The organism is Pelatocladus sp. BLCC-F211, from assembly GCF_041928655.1.
Classification (GTDB): Bacteria; Cyanobacteriota; Cyanobacteriia; order Cyanobacteriales; family Nostocaceae; genus Pelatocladus.
Window position 1 is genome coordinate 1 of the sequence record NZ_JBHFLM010000167.1, and the last position, 16097, is coordinate 16097.

At 41.7% G+C, this 16097-nt stretch carries 12 protein-coding genes; 6 read left to right on the forward strand and 6 right to left on the reverse strand.

The window, feature by feature from the left end:
* Positions 1-416 precede the first annotated feature (416 nt).
* Positions 417-1220 (forward strand): tetratricopeptide repeat protein, encoded by an 804-nt coding sequence (locus tag ACE1AT_RS20660; RefSeq protein WP_374871836.1) that lies wholly within the window; start codon positions 417-419, stop codon positions 1218-1220.
* 86 nt (positions 1221-1306) lie between these two features.
* Here ACE1AT_RS20660 and ACE1AT_RS20665 read toward each other — a convergent pair whose 3' ends face one another.
* Positions 1307-2566 carry a ribulose bisphosphate carboxylase small subunit gene (locus ACE1AT_RS20665; protein WP_374871712.1) on the reverse strand — a complete coding sequence of 420 codons (1260 nt, stop codon included), beginning with the start codon at positions 2564-2566 and terminating at the stop codon, positions 1307-1309.
* Between the two features lie 295 nt (positions 2567-2861).
* Between ACE1AT_RS20665 and ACE1AT_RS20670 the strand changes: the two genes are divergently transcribed.
* Complete coding sequence (locus ACE1AT_RS20670; RefSeq protein WP_374871838.1) at positions 2862-3197, forward strand: Rpn family recombination-promoting nuclease/putative transposase; 336 nt, start codon at positions 2862-2864, stop codon at positions 3195-3197.
* Between the two features lie 89 nt (positions 3198-3286).
* Here ACE1AT_RS20670 and ACE1AT_RS20675 read toward each other — a convergent pair whose 3' ends face one another.
* The 3 genes from ACE1AT_RS20675 to ACE1AT_RS20685 form a co-directional block, all read right to left on the reverse strand.
* Entirely contained in the window at positions 3287-3622 is a 336-nt protein-coding gene (locus tag ACE1AT_RS20675; protein WP_374871714.1) for a ribulose bisphosphate carboxylase small subunit, read from the reverse strand.
* A gap of 96 nt (positions 3623-3718) precedes the next feature.
* Positions 3719-4120, reverse strand: a complete 402-nt coding sequence (locus ACE1AT_RS20680; RefSeq protein ID WP_016859872.1) for a chaperonin family protein RbcX — start codon at positions 4118-4120, stop codon at positions 3719-3721.
* A 101-nt stretch (positions 4121-4221) separates the two neighbouring features.
* Positions 4222-5652: a form I ribulose bisphosphate carboxylase large subunit gene (locus ACE1AT_RS20685; RefSeq protein WP_374871716.1), complete on the reverse strand. Its 1431-nt coding sequence runs from the start codon at positions 5650-5652 to the stop codon at positions 4222-4224.
* Positions 5653-6557: 905 nt separating this feature from the next.
* Here ACE1AT_RS20685 and pflB point away from each other — a divergent pair.
* Positions 6558-8786, forward strand: a complete 2229-nt coding sequence (pflB, locus tag ACE1AT_RS20690; protein WP_374871718.1) for a formate C-acetyltransferase — start codon at positions 6558-6560, stop codon at positions 8784-8786.
* 241 nt (positions 8787-9027) lie between these two features.
* On the opposite strand, the gene ACE1AT_RS20695 is transcribed toward pflB, so the two are convergent.
* Together ACE1AT_RS20695 and ACE1AT_RS20700 are read right to left on the reverse strand one after the other, a co-directional pair.
* Positions 9028-9423 (reverse strand): hypothetical protein, encoded by a 396-nt coding sequence (locus ACE1AT_RS20695; RefSeq protein ID WP_374871720.1) that lies wholly within the window; start codon positions 9421-9423, stop codon positions 9028-9030.
* Entirely contained in the window at positions 9420-9959 is a 540-nt protein-coding gene (locus ACE1AT_RS20700) for a hypothetical protein (protein WP_374871722.1), read from the reverse strand. Before ACE1AT_RS20700 ends, ACE1AT_RS20695 begins: the two co-directional genes overlap by 4 nt.
* Before the next feature lie 182 nt (positions 9960-10141).
* On the opposite strand from ACE1AT_RS20700, the gene fusA reads away from it, so the two are divergent.
* The 3 genes from fusA (at position 10142) to adhE (ending at position 16065) form a co-directional block, all read left to right on the forward strand.
* On the forward strand, positions 10142-12160 hold the full coding sequence (gene fusA, locus ACE1AT_RS20705) for an elongation factor G (protein WP_374871724.1): 2019 nt from the start codon (positions 10142-10144) through the stop codon (positions 12158-12160).
* Between the two features lie 225 nt (positions 12161-12385).
* On the forward strand, positions 12386-13177 hold the full coding sequence (pflA, locus tag ACE1AT_RS20710; RefSeq protein WP_374871840.1) for a pyruvate formate-lyase-activating protein: 792 nt from the start codon (positions 12386-12388) through the stop codon (positions 13175-13177).
* 176 nt (positions 13178-13353) lie between these two features.
* Positions 13354-16065: a bifunctional acetaldehyde-CoA/alcohol dehydrogenase gene (gene adhE / locus ACE1AT_RS20715; RefSeq protein ID WP_374871726.1), complete on the forward strand. Its 2712-nt coding sequence runs from the start codon at positions 13354-13356 to the stop codon at positions 16063-16065.
* Positions 16066-16097: the final 32 nt, after the last annotated feature.

The window sequence follows — 16097 nt, forward strand, 5'->3', positions numbered from 1 at the left end:
CTGGTACAGCGAAGCACGGGATTAATCGTGCTGCCAACTCGGAGATTGTCAAACTTGATGGCATCGAGCCACCAAGTTTGACCTGCTATCCCTCCCCGACCTCAGCGAAGCAGGTCGGGGTATCCCGCAGAAAAAGATGAACAGTTATCGTTGTTATGAGGAATTGGGGATCGGGGATCGGGGATTAGGGATCGGAGATCGGGGATTGGGGACAAGGGAGAATTATCAGTTATCAGTTATCAAATTAAACTGTTAACTGCTCCCTGCTCCCTGCTCCCTGCTCCCTGCTCCCTGCTCCCCAATCCCTAATCCCCAATCCTTAATCCCTAATCCCTAATCCCCAATCCCTAATCCCTAATCCCCAATCCCTAATCCCTAATCCCCAATCCCTAATCCCTAATCCCCGATCCCCAATGATGAGATTATTTGTGATTTTGTTGAGTCTGCTGCTGATGTTTGGCTGGAGTGAAGCAGTCATCGCCCAACCTCAAAGACCAAACTTCACGCCAGAAGAAATACAAAAATGGGATAACTTAGCAAAATCAGCTTTTGTCGCGACAAGTAAAGGGGATTTTGCTAAGGCTGAACAGTACTGGACAAAAATTATTGAAAGGTTCCCAGATAATGCAGCGATTTGGAGTAACCGGGGAAACTCTAGAGTAAGTCAGAACAAATTGCAAGAGGCACTAGCAGATTTTAACAAAGCTATAGAACTTGCTCCTGATGTGACAGATCCATATTTAAACCGTGGTACAGCCCTTGAAGCTTTGGGGAGATGGGAAGAAGCGATCGCAGACTACAATCATATCCTAGAAGTTGATCCCAACGATGCGATGGCTTACAACAATCGTGGTACAGCTAAAGCAGGTTTGGGTGAATGGGAAGAAGCAATTGCTGATTACCAAAAGTCAATGGCAATATCACCAAATTTAGTCATTGCTCGTGGTAACTATGCCTTGGTTTTGTATGAAACTGGTCAAATAGACCAAGCCATCCGAGAAATGAAAAATATAGTCCGCAAATACCCCAATTTTGCTGACACACGTGCTGCACTCACCGCCGCCCTTTGGGTAAAAGGACAAAAAGGAGAGGCGGAAAGTAACTGGGTAGCAGCCTACGGACTTGACACCCGATATAAAGATATCAACTGGGTGAAAAATATCCGTCGCTGGCCTCCCAGTATGGTAGTCGCCTTAGAGAAGTTTTTGAAACTCCAATGATGGGGAAGGGGGACAAGGAGGACAAGGGAGACAAGGGAGAATAACTAATGACAAATGACCAATGACCATTGACCAATGACCATTGACTAATGATTTACTTTCCCATTTGGACGCTGAATAATTGTTTCCATTACGCGACGTTTATTTTTTGGATCAACTCCTACTAGGCGCACATACTCGCCAGTGTATTCCGCTAGGCAAGATTCGATAGTGGAGATAGCATCAGACTCAGCATCGATTTTACCAACAGCGCAATTTTGCCACGAACCTGTACGGAAACGGCGCTCATCTACGTGTTCAATGCCAATTTTGTAACCTTGTGATAGTAGTTCACGTATTTGTCCTTGGGTTTCTAGAGTGAGATGAGTATTATTAGAGTGTGATTTCTGATAGCCGTTATCATGATTGCTAAAAGGTTGATTAGCTTGTGTGGGTGCAGCAGCAGGTTGGGATAGATTTCGAGTATACAAACCGCGATTATATTCTGTAACTAACTGCGAATTCTGAACACGTTGTTGTTCTCCCACTATGAAGTTACCCATCTCAATTAAATGAGACAGACTAAAATTAGGTTTTTTAAATTGAGGTGGCCCTTCTAAACTGTTGACTACCCGCATCGAGACGCTTTCAATTCCAATGTCATGAATAAACTTGCGGATTTGTTCGTCATAAATACGCGATCGCAAAGCACTAAAAAAGTCGATAGACTGATTCAAGAAAGTATCAACAAGTTGTTCTATTTCCCGTTGCGAAAGTCCATCTTCACTAAAAATTCCACCAACAATTCCTATTTTGTCATCTCGGTCTGGTTCCCAATAAAATTTCTCCATCCGACCATCACGAATTAGTGGCGCGTACAGAGTAGAGAAATCATTTCCTGTAACAATAATTGGTACACGATGTAATGGTGTAGCATCATAGCTACCAGGCAACTGCACATCAGTAGGGTTATCGGCAATATTCATCAGTGTGGCGTTCACCAATTGGGTGTTTACTGTATACTGCGTACCCTCATCAAAACGTCCAGCACCCGCGTCTAAATCATTAATCATAATCACGCACATTTTACCGCGCACCTTGATTAATTCTGCGGTTTCCCGATAGCGTAGACGAATTAGCCGTGCTGGATCTCCTGCATCTGGACTTTCTAATTCTCCGCCCGAAATGTGAGTTACTTCTACACCCATTTTTTCAAAAACTAACTCACATTGAAAAGATTTACCTTCACCTTTACGTCCATGAATACCTAAAATCAAAGGTACTCTAACACCAGGAATATCAAGAAAGTTTTTGGTGATGTGAACAGCAAGTTTGTCTAAAAAGCCGGGAGGAATGTAGTAACTCATAAACCTTGGGGATAGATAAAATATCTGAAAATGATGTTAATTTTTTTGTGACTATCTGTCACTATTCTTCAGAGATAGATAAGTTTATTTTTATGATTATTTGTGATTAAAATGGCTTAATTAACTTCAAATTATCCATTTGTGAAATGTTAAATTAATTGTAGAACCAGAAAACACTGCGACAACAAAAGCTAAGGAGATATAGCGGTTCTCGACCTAGTGAGGTACGTTTTCAAAGCTATTAACTTTATTAAGAAGGATTGGGGTATACCTCAGTTGCTTAGGAAACGCTATAATCACTTCTGCTCAACAACAGATAGAGAATCAAGTTACTCAACGAGAACTCATACAATTGATAGAAACAATCATAGTCTATAAATTTCCCCGCCTGAGCCGGGAGGAGATAGAGAAAATGTTGGGACTAGGTGAATTAAAGCAAACACGGGTATATCAGGAAGCTTTTGAGGAAGGTAAGCAAGAGGGTAAACAAGAGGGTAAGCAAGAGGCTAAGTTAGAAACAATACCTCAGTTACTAACACTAGGATTGAGTGTAGAACAAATAGCTAAGGCATTAGATATAGATGTTCAACTTGTTCAGAAGGTAGCCACTGAGAAAACAACTAACAACTAACAACCCAAGACTTTTCAGTAAATAAGAGAGGTAGAGTAATCTACCTCTCTAGTTGAGGGAATATATTAATTAATCAGAGCTTACCAGCTTTAGTATCTGCTGCTACTGGGCTTGTGAACGATAAAGCTGAGAACTTGGCACTGTTTGATGTTGTCAAAGCCAACAACACGGATGAAGCAGTTGCCATATTGAGAACGACAAGCTTGTACTTCGCTCAACACGTCTTGAGTACTTTTAGCGCTGAACAAAGGCAGTTTCCACAATGTCCAGTAGTATACAGTAGGCTCAGAAGATTCGTTGAACTCGATCGCTGGAATGTAGCCTTGATTTAGAATGTACTGGATCTGCTTGGCGATTTGAGCATCGGTGAGGGGAGGTAGATAAGAAAGGGTTTCGTAACGACGCTCTTTTGGTAGAGTTTGCATAGCTAAATGATAATTATTGCGGTTGACAATTAGTTGTTCAGTGATCAGTTAGAGACGCGATGAATCGCGTCTGTACAATTATTCAGTTCATGATAATTACTGTTCACTGTTTTGATCTGAAGTTGCTTGCTGTTCTGATTCGGCACTGGGGTTTGATTGGTTTAACTGCGTTATCCGCTCAAGATGCTGGCGGCGGTGTTCCATATTGGCTTGTAGAATACCAGCACGAACCATTTCCGGCAAGAATTCGGTGACTTCCTCCGCTATGTGTTCTCTGACTGTCATGATCCGCAATGCTAAATCCGGCTTTTCTCGGAAAAGTTCTTCAATGTAAGCCTCTCCGTCCTGGATTTTGTCTTGTGCAGAAAATTTGTGCAGCCAATATGCCAAGGGAGGATTGGTTTCACTGAGTTGAGCCAACACCGTCCTAACTGCCTGATAAGTCAGGTAGCTTTGCAGCGTCTTGGCTGTGTCCTTCGCAATTTGTTTCAGATTCATGCTTGACCCCAGCCCCTAATTAAGTCAAAAGTCAAAAGTCAAAAGTCAAAAGTTAAGAAGAATTTTCTTTTATCTTTCAACTTTTAACTTTTTACTTGACGTCAGACTGTATCCATGGCCTCGAACTCGAACTTGATTTCTTTCCACAGTTCGCAAGCAGCAGCCAACTCAGGAGACCACTTAGCAGCTTCACGGATAACGTCGTTACCTTCGCGAGCCAAGTTGCGACCTTCGTTACGAGCTTGAATACAAGCTTCCAAAGCAACACGGTTTGCGGTTGCACCAGGAGCGTTACCCCAGGGGTGGCCGAGTGTACCACCACCGAATTGCAGTACGGAATCATCACCAAAGATTTCTACCAATGCTGGCATGTGCCATACGTGGATACCACCAGAAGCAACAGCCATTACACCAGGCATAGAAGCCCAATCTTGGGTGAAGTAAATACCGCGAGACTTGTCTTGCTCAACATAGTTTTCGCGCAGCAGGTCAACGAAGCCCATGGTAATACCGCGCTCACCCTCTAGCTTACCGACCACCGTACCAGTGTGAATATGGTCTCCACCAGACATCCGCAGAGTCTTAGCCAAAACGCGGAAGTGGATACCGTGGTTCTTTTGACGGTCAATTACCGCGTGCATCGCTCGGTGGATGTGGAGCAATATACCGTTGTCGCGACACCATTTAGCCAAAGTTGTGTTGGCGGTGAAACCTGCGGTCAAGTAGTCATGCATGATGATAGGCATTTTAAGTTCTTTAGCGAACTCAGCCCGTTTCATCATTTCTTCGCAGGTAGGAGCGGTAACGTTCAGGTAGTGACCTTTGATTTCGCCTGTTTCTGCTTGGGCTTTGTGAATTGCATCAGCTACAAACAGGAAGCGATCGCGCCAACGTTGGAAAGGCTGGGAGTTGATATTTTCGTCGTCTTTGGTGAAGTCCAAACCACCGCGCAAGCACTCGTAGACTGCACGTCCGTAGTTCTTCGCAGACAAACCGAGTTTGGGCTTAATGGTACAACCCAACAAAGGACGACCGTATTTGTTTAATTTGTCACGCTCAACTTGGATACCGTGGGGAGGGCCTTGGAAAGTCTTGAGGTAAGCAACTGGAATCCGCAAGTCTTCCAGACGCAGCGCTCGTAAAGCTTTGAAACCGAATACGTTACCTACTATTGAGGTCAACATGTTGGTTACAGAACCTTCCTCAAACAAGTCTAGAGGATAAGCTACGTAAGCAATGTACTGATTGTCCTCACCAGCAACGGGTTCGATATCATAACAACGACCTTTGTAGCGATCTAGGTCGGTCAGCAAGTCAGTCCATACGGTAGTCCAAGTACCAGTGGAAGACTCAGCCGCTACAGCAGCACCTGCTTCTTCAGGGGGAACTCCGGGTTGGGGAGTCATCCGGAATGCGGCCAGAATATCTGTATCTTTAGGTGTGTAATCTGGGGTGTAGTAAGTCAGTCTGTAATCTTTAACCCCGGCTTGATACCCAGATTTTGTCTGAGTCTTCGTTTGAGCGTAAGACATAATTCCCTTCCAAGAAGTCACTCTTTCTACTTACAAACCACGCCGCGTGCAACTCCCTCTAAACCTTGGCTGTTTCCCCCAAACAAAAAAAGATTCGGAACATCTTCTGTTTTTGGGTTGTCTTTGACTAAGGTTAGTGGTTTTCTGACTTAGGAGATTTGCTGGAAACTCTCATAAGTCTGGACTGGAGCATTCACCCCTAAGAATTGTGGGGAAATTTTCTCACCAGTGTACTTGCGTTGTAGGCACGCACTATTGTACGGTGTTATGTTCCCCTTTTTCCAGGAATAAAATTTTATTTACCTCGCTGTTGCTCGCACTCCCCTAAACTTGTTCTTGATTTAAGGGAGTGGTGAACTCAAGACTTCATTGCACACCACGTAATTTGTAACTTGTTTCACAATATATCAAGAATGTAATAAGTTATCCTTTGGAACTTTTTAACTTTTATATTTGAATTTCTTATTAAAGAATAATTTCAACATTATGTTACAGATACTTTACATAATGTCATGATCGGTTATATAAAGCAATTTCAAAACTCTCAGTAGTACTTACCCACTAGCGATCGCTCATAACTCATACAAAGTTGCTAAAGATAATATTGTTACATTTTGTTATATTTAGAGACTGTGCGATCGCATCAACTTGGAAAAAGTTTGTGTAAATGACGAACACCGATAAACCATCTGGGTGTATTAATGTGTAAAAAGTATTAATGTAATTTATTTAACAAATACCCTACATATATCCTCACAATTTCCTCAAATTCTTGACGTATAACTAAACCTAGAGACAAGTTTTAGGTTCAAAATCAAGAACAATCACACTGCAACTATTATCCCAAGCAAGATAAATAAGCATTTCAAAAATAATAGCTTTGTGAACTGAGGGATATTAATCATATGTTGGCACAATGGCATAATTTTAAAAGTGGTAAATGGATGAAAGAAATCAATGTACGTGACTTCATCCAGAAAAACTATACACCTTACACAGGCGATGAATCTTTTTTAACAGATGCAACTGAACGCACTCAAGAACTTTGGCGTCAAGTTAAAGATTTAATGGCGATTGAGCGAGAAAAAGGTATTTTAGATACTGATACTGAAGTTGTTTCGACCATTACTTCCCATCATCCGGGTTATATCAACCGCGAACTCGAACAAATTATTGGGTTACAAACTGACAAACCCCTCAAACGGGCAATTATGCCGTTTGGTGGGATTCGTGTCGTCAAAGACTCATTGGAAGCATACGGTTATCACTTAAGTCCGCAAACCGCAGAGATATTTACCAAGTATCGCAAAACCCACAATGATGGTGTATTTGATGCTTATACTCGCGAAATGCGCTTGGCACGGCATTCTGGAATTATAACAGGATTACCAGATGCTTATGGACGTGGACGCATTATCGGCGATTATCGGCGTGTGCCATTATACGGTGTTGATAGTCTGATTGAAGATAAGAAAGCCCAGCTGGAATCTTTGGATGTAGACGTGATCGATGAAGATACAATTCGTCTGCGAGAAGAAATTTCTGATCAAATCAAAGCGCTGTTTGAACTCAAAGAAATGGCTGCTAGCTATGGTTGTGATATTAGTCACCCAGCCGCAAACGCCAAAGAAGCTGTACAGTGGCTTTATTTTGCCTACTTAGGGGCGGTAAAAGAACAAAATGGGGCGGCGATGTCGATTGGCAGAATTTCAACGTTCCTTGATATTTACTTTGAACGGGATTTGCGACAAGACTTAATTACAGAAGCGCAATTGCAAGAAATCATTGACCATTTTGTGATGAAATTGCGGATGGTACGTTTCTTGCGAACTCCTGATTATAACCAGTTGTTTTCTGGTGATCCTACCTGGGTGACAGAATGCATTGGCGGAATTGGGGAAGACGGTAGACCGTTAGTAACGAAAACTAGCTTCCGCATGTTACATACACTGTATAATTTGGGGCCAGCACCAGAGCCAAATTTAACGGTGTTGTGGTCAGAACGCTTACCAGATCACTTTAAACGCTATTGTACTAAAGTTTCGATTGACACTAGTTCAATTCAGTACGAAAACGATGATCTGATGCGTTTATACTGGGGTGATGATTATGCGATCGCCTGCTGTGTTTCAGCGATGCGAATTGGTAAACAAATGCAGTTTTTTGGCGCACGAGTTAACCTAGCTAAATGTCTGCTATACGCGATCAATGGCGGTAAAGATGAAAAATCCGGCGAACAAATCGCACCAGAAACAGCACCGATTACCTCAGAATATCTAGACTACAAGGAGGTATGGAGAAAATTTGAAGGGATGATGGCGTGGTTGGCAAAAACCTACATTAATACCCTCAACGTCATCCATTATATGCATGATAAATACTGTTACGAACGCTTAGAAATGGCATTGCACGATCGCGATGTTTTCCGTACCATGGCTTGTGGGATTGCAGGGTTGTCAGTGGTTACAGATGCTTTGTCTGCAATTAAATATGCCAAAGTCAAAGTATTGCGGAATGAAGCCGGATTAGCAGTAGATTACCAAATTCAAGGAGATTTCCCGAAATACGGCAATAATGACGATCAAGTTGATGAGATTGCGGTGCATTTAGTTACCAGGTTCATGAAAGAACTCCGCAAACACAAGACTTACCGTAATGCCGTACCTACACAATCAGTATTAACAATTACTTCTAACGTTGTGTATGGGAAGAAAACAGGAAACACACCCGACGGTAGAAAAGCCGGAGAACCTTTTGCACCAGGTGCAAACCCCATGCATGGACGGGATACTAAAGGTGCAGTTGCATCCCTTGCATCGGTTGCGAAATTACCTTACGAATACTCTCAGGATGGCATTTCTAATACCTTTTCAATCGTACCATCAGCGCTAGGTAAAGTTGAAGCTGACAGAATTAACAACCTCGTGGGAATGCTGGATGGATACTTCCATGATGGTGGACACCATATCAATGTCAACGTCATGAATCGAGAGATGCTGATGGATGCGATGGATCATTCTGAGTTATATCCACAGTTAACAATACGGGTGTCGGGTTACGCGGTGAATTTTATTAAATTGACAAGGGAACAGCAGCTTGATGTGATTAAGCGGACGTTCCATGAAAGGTTTTAGGTGAATATGGGGCGAGTAGAAATCCTCACCCATTCATGTTCCTGAAAGTATTTCATGAAATCTGCAATTACTTTTGCTACAAACGCGATCTTTGTAATAGACATAGGCGTGAAAATGAATGTAGAGACGTAGCAGTGCTACGTCTCTACAAGGTTTCTGGATAACGCATATTTAATTTCTAGAGATGTCTAATGAATACGTGAACTTTAAAACTCATTCATAAATCTTTCAAAATTAGAGATTATATTTGCCTCGAAATAAGATTACCAATTTTATCATTATCCATTTCAATTCCACGGCGCTGCAAGTAAGGACGCAAATTTATTTGAATAAATAAATCCTTTAATTCTGCCACAATTTCTTGTGGAGGATTTCCTGATAAAGCAGTTACAATTAGACGTTCTGCTGTTTGAAACTCCTCACATTCAATAGCAAGAGAAGCCGCACTGCGATGTAATACAGAACGAGTCGGTTCAGCATCAATTTGATTTGCAATTAGTGCTGCTGCTTGAGTTTCTTTCTCAAAAGCTTGTCGAGTCAGTTGATTAGATTGTTCTAAATTCCCTTGAAGTTTAGCTAAAAAAGCTGCTTCAGCTAAATCCATTGCTTGATTGTGTAACTCTTTAATTTGATTCATTTTTTCACAATCACAGATAAGGGTTTACTAAATTCCACCACAATTATGTAAGCAAGATATTCACCATCAGAAGGTTTTGTTTGCTCTATTTTCTGTTTTACTCTAGCTCTAATACGACTATCATCACCTTTACGTATACCTGAAACTTCTAGTCTTACTTTATTTTGAAATGGAAGTTCACTATCTTTATTTTCACTACCTAACCAGTAATCAAAACCTGTTCCTTTACGGGAACGCTCAATAACTGTTAAATCAGTCAATTGCTTAATAATTAAAAAAGCAACACCATAAGCGGCTTGTTCTGTTGTAAACTCCTGATCATTCCAGCACCGCAACATTTGCTCAGTTACTGGTTCCCAGTAAAGCTTAAATTTAGCCTTAAAGTCTCCATTTATCGACAGTTCTACACCTTGTGAATGACTTTGGTCTTCTAAGCATACAGCACAGGCTTCTGCTAAAGCTGCTCCAAAGGATGGAGTGATAGCAGGTAATCCTTCTCCTAGTTTAGCTAATAGTAGTTCCTGGGGTTTTTCCAAAGTTAATTAACTGAATACTTCTAAAATAGGTTTAATTTTAATCTGTTTTGTTGATTTTTCGAGTCACTGTAGCGCCAACGCACTCCTAATCATCGATTTCCAACTCACAAAATCCTCACATTCTTTATCTATTTTTAAACTTAGAGATTGTATGCCCTAACTCGACTTTAGGAACCTTTACCATGATTCCTCGCAGCCATATTCGCAATATTGGTATTTCCGCCCACATTGATGCTGGGAAAACCACTATTTCTGAGCGAATTTTGTACTATACCGGCAAAATCCACAAGATGGAAGAGGTTGGTGGGGATGGTGATGGCGCGACGATGGATTACATGGAATTAGAACGGGAAAAAGGGATTACAATCACTTCCGCAGCAATCACCTGTTTTTGGAACGACACCCAAATTAATTTAATTGATACACCTGGACATGTGGATTTTACGATAGAGGTAGAGCGTTCTCTACGGGTGTTAGATGGGGCTATTATGGTATTGTGTGGTGTGGCTGGCGTGCAATCCCAGTCAATCACAGTAGATAGACAAATGAAGCGCTATCATGTGCCACGTATCGCTTTTATCAACAAATTAGATAGGATAGGTGCGAATCCTTTCCGTGTAGTTGATGCAATGCGAGAAAAACTTGGTTTAAACCCTGTGGTACTGCAATTACCTATTGGTTTAGAAGATAAATTTGAGGGTGTAATCGATTTAATCGAGATGAACGCCAATTACTTTACAGGAGAAAATGGCGAAAACTGGGATAGAAAATCGATTCCTGAAGATTTGCAACCACAAGCACAAATAGCACGGGATAAACTGCTTGATCAAATATCCATCCATTCAGAACCAATGATGACAAAGTTGCTGGCGGGTGAAGAAGTACCCAAGCAAATGATTTGGGATACGATTCGTCAGGGAACTCTGAGTCTGGAATTTACACCTGTGTTGATGGGTTCGGCGTTCAAAAATAAAGGTGTGCAAAATTTACTCGATGCGATCGCATTATATCTACCTTCTCCCCTCGAACGAGGTGCCATCGCAGCAACAGATGTCTCCACCGACAAACAAGTACAAGTTCATCCCGATCCACAAGCATCAGTGGTAGCATTAGTATTTAAACTGATTGAAGATGAATTTGGTCAACTAACTTACGCCCGCCTTTATTCTGGCACACTCAAGCAAGGCGATCGCCTTTACAATAGCCGCACCAAAAAACAAGTCCGCATCAACCGACTCGTCAGGATAGAAGTTGATCAGCGACAAGAATTAACCTCTGCTGAAGCTGGCGAAATAATTGGGTTAATGGGGGTTGAGTGTGCATCAGGCGATACCTTGTGTTCTTTGGGTACAAATCTTTCCCTAGAAGGAATATTTGTACCAGAACCCGTAATGGCGATCGCGATCACGCCCAAAAGCCAAGAAGATATAGATCGTATAGCCAAAGCCTTGCACCGTTTTGTGCGCGAAGATCCGACCTTACACGTCAGTACAGATCCAGATTCTCATCAAACTTTAATGTCAGGAATGGGTGAGTTACATCTGCAAATTTACTTAGAACGGATGAAACGCGAATACCACGCCGAAGTTTATGTGAGTCCGCCTGCGGTAGCTTACCGAGAAACCATCAACCAGTCTGCAACTTTTGACTACACCCTCAAAAAACAAACTGGCGGTGCTGGACAATACGCCCATGTCAGAGGACGCTTAGAACCTTGTACAGAACCTTTTATCTTTGAAAACCGAGTTGTTGGTGGTGCAATCCCCGCCCAGTATATTAGCGCTTGCGAACAAGGATGTATCGATGCTCTGAAAACAGGATGGCTAAAAGGATATCCAATTATGGGAGTCAAAGTAATATTAGAAGGCGGTTCGCACCATCCGATTGATTCCTCAGAAATCGCCTTTCGTTTTGCAGCAAGACTTGGGTTTGAAGAAGCTTTTGCGAAAGCCAACCCAACTATTTTAGAACCAATGATGTTCCTGGAAGTAGAAACCCCAAGCCAGTTTGTAGGAAGAATTCAGGGTAGATTATTATCGCGACGGGCTTTGTTGCTCGGTTCCCAGACACGAGACAACGATGTAGTCATTCAAGCAGAAGTCCCCTTAGCAGAGATGTTTGGTTATTCTACAGAATTGCGATCGCTTTCTCAAGGAATGGCTACTTTCTCGATGGAATTTGCCGAATATCGACAAGTATAGGAATCGGGGATCGGGGAATATGGGGACAAGGGGGATAAGGGAGATAAGGGAGATAAGGGAGACAAAGGGGATTAACTTTGCAGCAACCCATGATCATCTGTGTACCTTACAGAAACTGCTTGCGTGTATGTGCTTTTTCATCCTCCAAGTTTCCTCACAACTTCCTCAAACTATTTGCCTATAACTGCAATTGAGGTTAAACAAAAGCTTTGATAGGCGAATATGATGCTCAATCAAACATCTCACACTTGTGTTGGCGTAAACAATCAGTCTGTGTCACAGCCAATTACTTCTGGTTTCATCCACTCAGTGGAAACCTGCGGTACTGTTGATGGCCCTGGTATTCGCTTTATCATTTTTACAACCGGATGTCCACTGCGTTGTCTGTACTGCTGCAATCCCGATTGTCGCTACTTAGAAAATGGTAAGCAAGCCAGTGTTGATGAACTAATCGCAGAAATTCAGAAGTATACATCTTATATGAAAGCTTCTGGTGGTGGGGTCACGATTAGTGGTGGAGAACCTTTATACCAACCTGATTTTGTCAGAGAAATCTTTCGACGCTGTCAGGAATTGGGTATGCATACAGCATTAGATACTTCTGGTTTTTGTGAGTTGGAAGTTGCAAAAACTGTGTTGGAGTATGTAGATTTAGTGCTACTTGATATCAAATCATTTGATCCGGCTACATATAAACAAGTCACAAGTGTTGATATTGAACCAACTTTGAATCTGGCTAAATACTTGAGTGAGATTAATAAGCCAACTTGGATTCGCTTTGTCTTAGTTCCTGGTTTAACTGATGATCCGCAGAATATTCAAGGATTAGCTGATTTTATTGCCACACTTAAGAATGTAGAAAAAGTGGAAGTTTTGCCATTTCACAAAATGGGTGAATATAAGTGGCAACAATTAGGTTTTGAATACTTATTGCAGAATACCCCAACTCCGTCTGCTGAACAAGTGCAACAAGCTTTAGATATTTTTAGAAGTAGAGGAGTTTTAGCGATCGCTTGAACACTTATATTGTCGGTAATGGGTAATTGTTAATAGATAATAACGCACTACTCATGATTATTTTGGTGCGTGACGCTAGCGCTAACACACTCTATCGAATCAAAAAATTGTATTTTATTTAATCCGCATTCCTGAGATTTTTCTGACACAGTTGAATTATTGCTAGAGTAAAAATTATGCAGATTACTAATATTCAAGAATTGGAAGCATTAATTGAAAGAGTGAAGATAGCACAGGAAAAATATGCTAGCTATTCACAAGATCAAGTTGATTTTATCTTTAAGCAGGCAGCCTTAGCAGCTAATGCGGAACGCATTTATTTGGCGAAGCTTGCTGTTGCTGAAACAGGTATGGGGATTGTGGAAGATAAGGTGATTAAAAATCACTTTGCTTCGGAATATATTTACAATAAATATAAGCACGAAAAAACTTGTGGTGTAATTGAAGAAGATAAATCTTTTGGCATTCAAAAGATTGCTGAACCTGTGGGTATTTTGGCAGGTATTGTACCTGTTACTAATCCGACTTCTACTACTGTTTTTAAAGCTTTAATTACTCTGAAAACCCGTAATGGGATTATTTTTTCTCCCCATCCGAAAGCTAAAAAATCTACAATTGCAGCCGCTCAAACAGTCTTAACAGCAGCGATCGCAGCAGGAGCGCCAGCAGATATTATTGGTTGGATTGATGAACCGGCAGTAGAACTTTCTCAAGCTTTGATGCAGCATCGAGAAATTCAGTTAATTTTGGCAACTGGCGGGCCGGGAATGGTACGTGCTGCTTATTCATCGGGACATCCTTCCTTGGGTGTGGGTGCGGGAAATACTCCCGCAATCATCGACGCCACGGCAGATATTCAAACTGCTGTCAGTTCAATTTTGCTAAGTAAAACTTTCGACAACGGCATGATTTGTGCTTCTGAACAATCAGTGATTGTTATTGATGAGATTTACGAACAAGTAAAACAAGAATTTATTTGTCGTGGGGCGTACTTTCTCACTAACCAAGAAAAACACAAACTCGGCAATTTGATTTTGAAACAAGGACATTTAAACCCGGCAATTGTGGGACAATCAGTTGAGAAACTAGCAAAAATTGCTAGGATTGAACTTAAACGCGAGATTAGTGGCTGTAATACAGATAATTATTGTCCTTTGCCTAGCAGTTATAAAGTTTTAATTGCCGAAGTAGAAATGATTGGTCCGGCTGAACCTTTTGCTTACGAAAAGCTATCTCCAATCCTAGCAATGTACCGGGCGCATAACTTCCATGAAGCAGTCACAAAAGCAGATCAATTAATTGAGTTTGGTGGACCAGGACATACGGCGGTACTGTATACTAATCTAGCCAATTTGGATGAGATTACTTATTTTAAAAATACCGTCAAAACAGGCAGAGTTCTGATTAACACGCCTTCATCCCAAGGGGCAATCGGTGACTTATATAACTTTAAACTTGACCCCTCGTTGACTTTGGGTTGTGGTACTTGGGGTGGTAATACGATTTCTGATAACGTTGCACCCCATCACCTATTAAATATCAAAACTGTGTCGGAACGCCGAGAAAATATGTTGTGGTTCCGCGTTCCTCCAAAAGTTTACTTTAAATATGGCTGTTTGCCTGTAGCTTTAAGTGATTTAGCCGGAAAAAAACGTGCGTTTATTGTGACTGACAAACCCTTATTTGAGTTGGGAATAATTGACAAAGTCACGCAAATTTTGGATAAAATTGGTGTTAAATACGATATCTTTCATGATGTCGAACCTGATCCGACTCTCTCAAATGTTAATCAAGGGTTAGCTTTATTACGTAGTTATCAACCAGATGTGATTATTGCGATTGGTGGTGGTTCACCGATGGATGCAGCAAAAGTCATGTGGTTGATGTACGAACATCCCGATGTCGAATTTGCAGGATTGGCTACACGGTTTATGGATATCCGCAAGCGGGTATACGAATTACCTACCTTGGGAAAAAAAGCAATTATGGTAGCAATTCCCACAACTTCGGGTACAGGTTCAGAAGTGACACCTTTTGCAGTTGTTACCGATGATCAAGCAGGAGTGAAATACCCGTTAGCAGATTACGCTTTAACGCCGAATATGGCAATTGTAGATCCAGAGTTAGTATTAAATATGCCGAAAAAATTGACGGCATACGGTGGTATTGATGCGCTAACTCATGCATTAGAAGCCTATGTATCGGTAATGGCGACAGATTTTACCGATGGTTTAGCACTGCAAGCGATCGCTCTACTGTTTACATATTTACCACGAGCGTACAAAAATGGTGCTAGTGATCCCGAAGCGCGGGAAAAAGTACACTACGCAGCAACTATCGCTGGGATGGCTTTTGCAAATGCATTCTTAGGTGTATGTCACTCAATGGCACATCAACTTGGTGCAACCTTCCACATACCCCACGGTTTAGCAAATGCACTGATGATTTCCCACGTCATCCGTTACAATGCCACAGATATTCCCTTTAAACAAGCAATCTTCCCGCAATATAAGTATCCGAACGCCAAAGCACGTTACGCCCAAATCGCAGATTATTTAAGATTGGGTGGCGATACACAGGATGAAAAAATAGAAAGATTGGTGGAAGCAGTAGAAAATCTCAAACATCAACTTGATATTCCTCACACCATCCAAGCAGCTTTGGGAGATGAAGATCAAGAATTTTACGCCAAAGTTGAACAAATGGCAGATCAAGCATTTGATGACCAATGCACAGGTGCTAATCCTCGCTATCCACTCATCAATGATTTGAAAGAATTGTATATCCTAGCTTACCGGGGTTGTCGCACCGATGCCGCACTTTATCATGAAGTGAATGGGGAACGGGGATCAGGAATCAGGGAGCAGAGAGTAGGGAGCAGGGAGTAGGGAGACAAAGGAGAAAAACTAATCCCCAATCC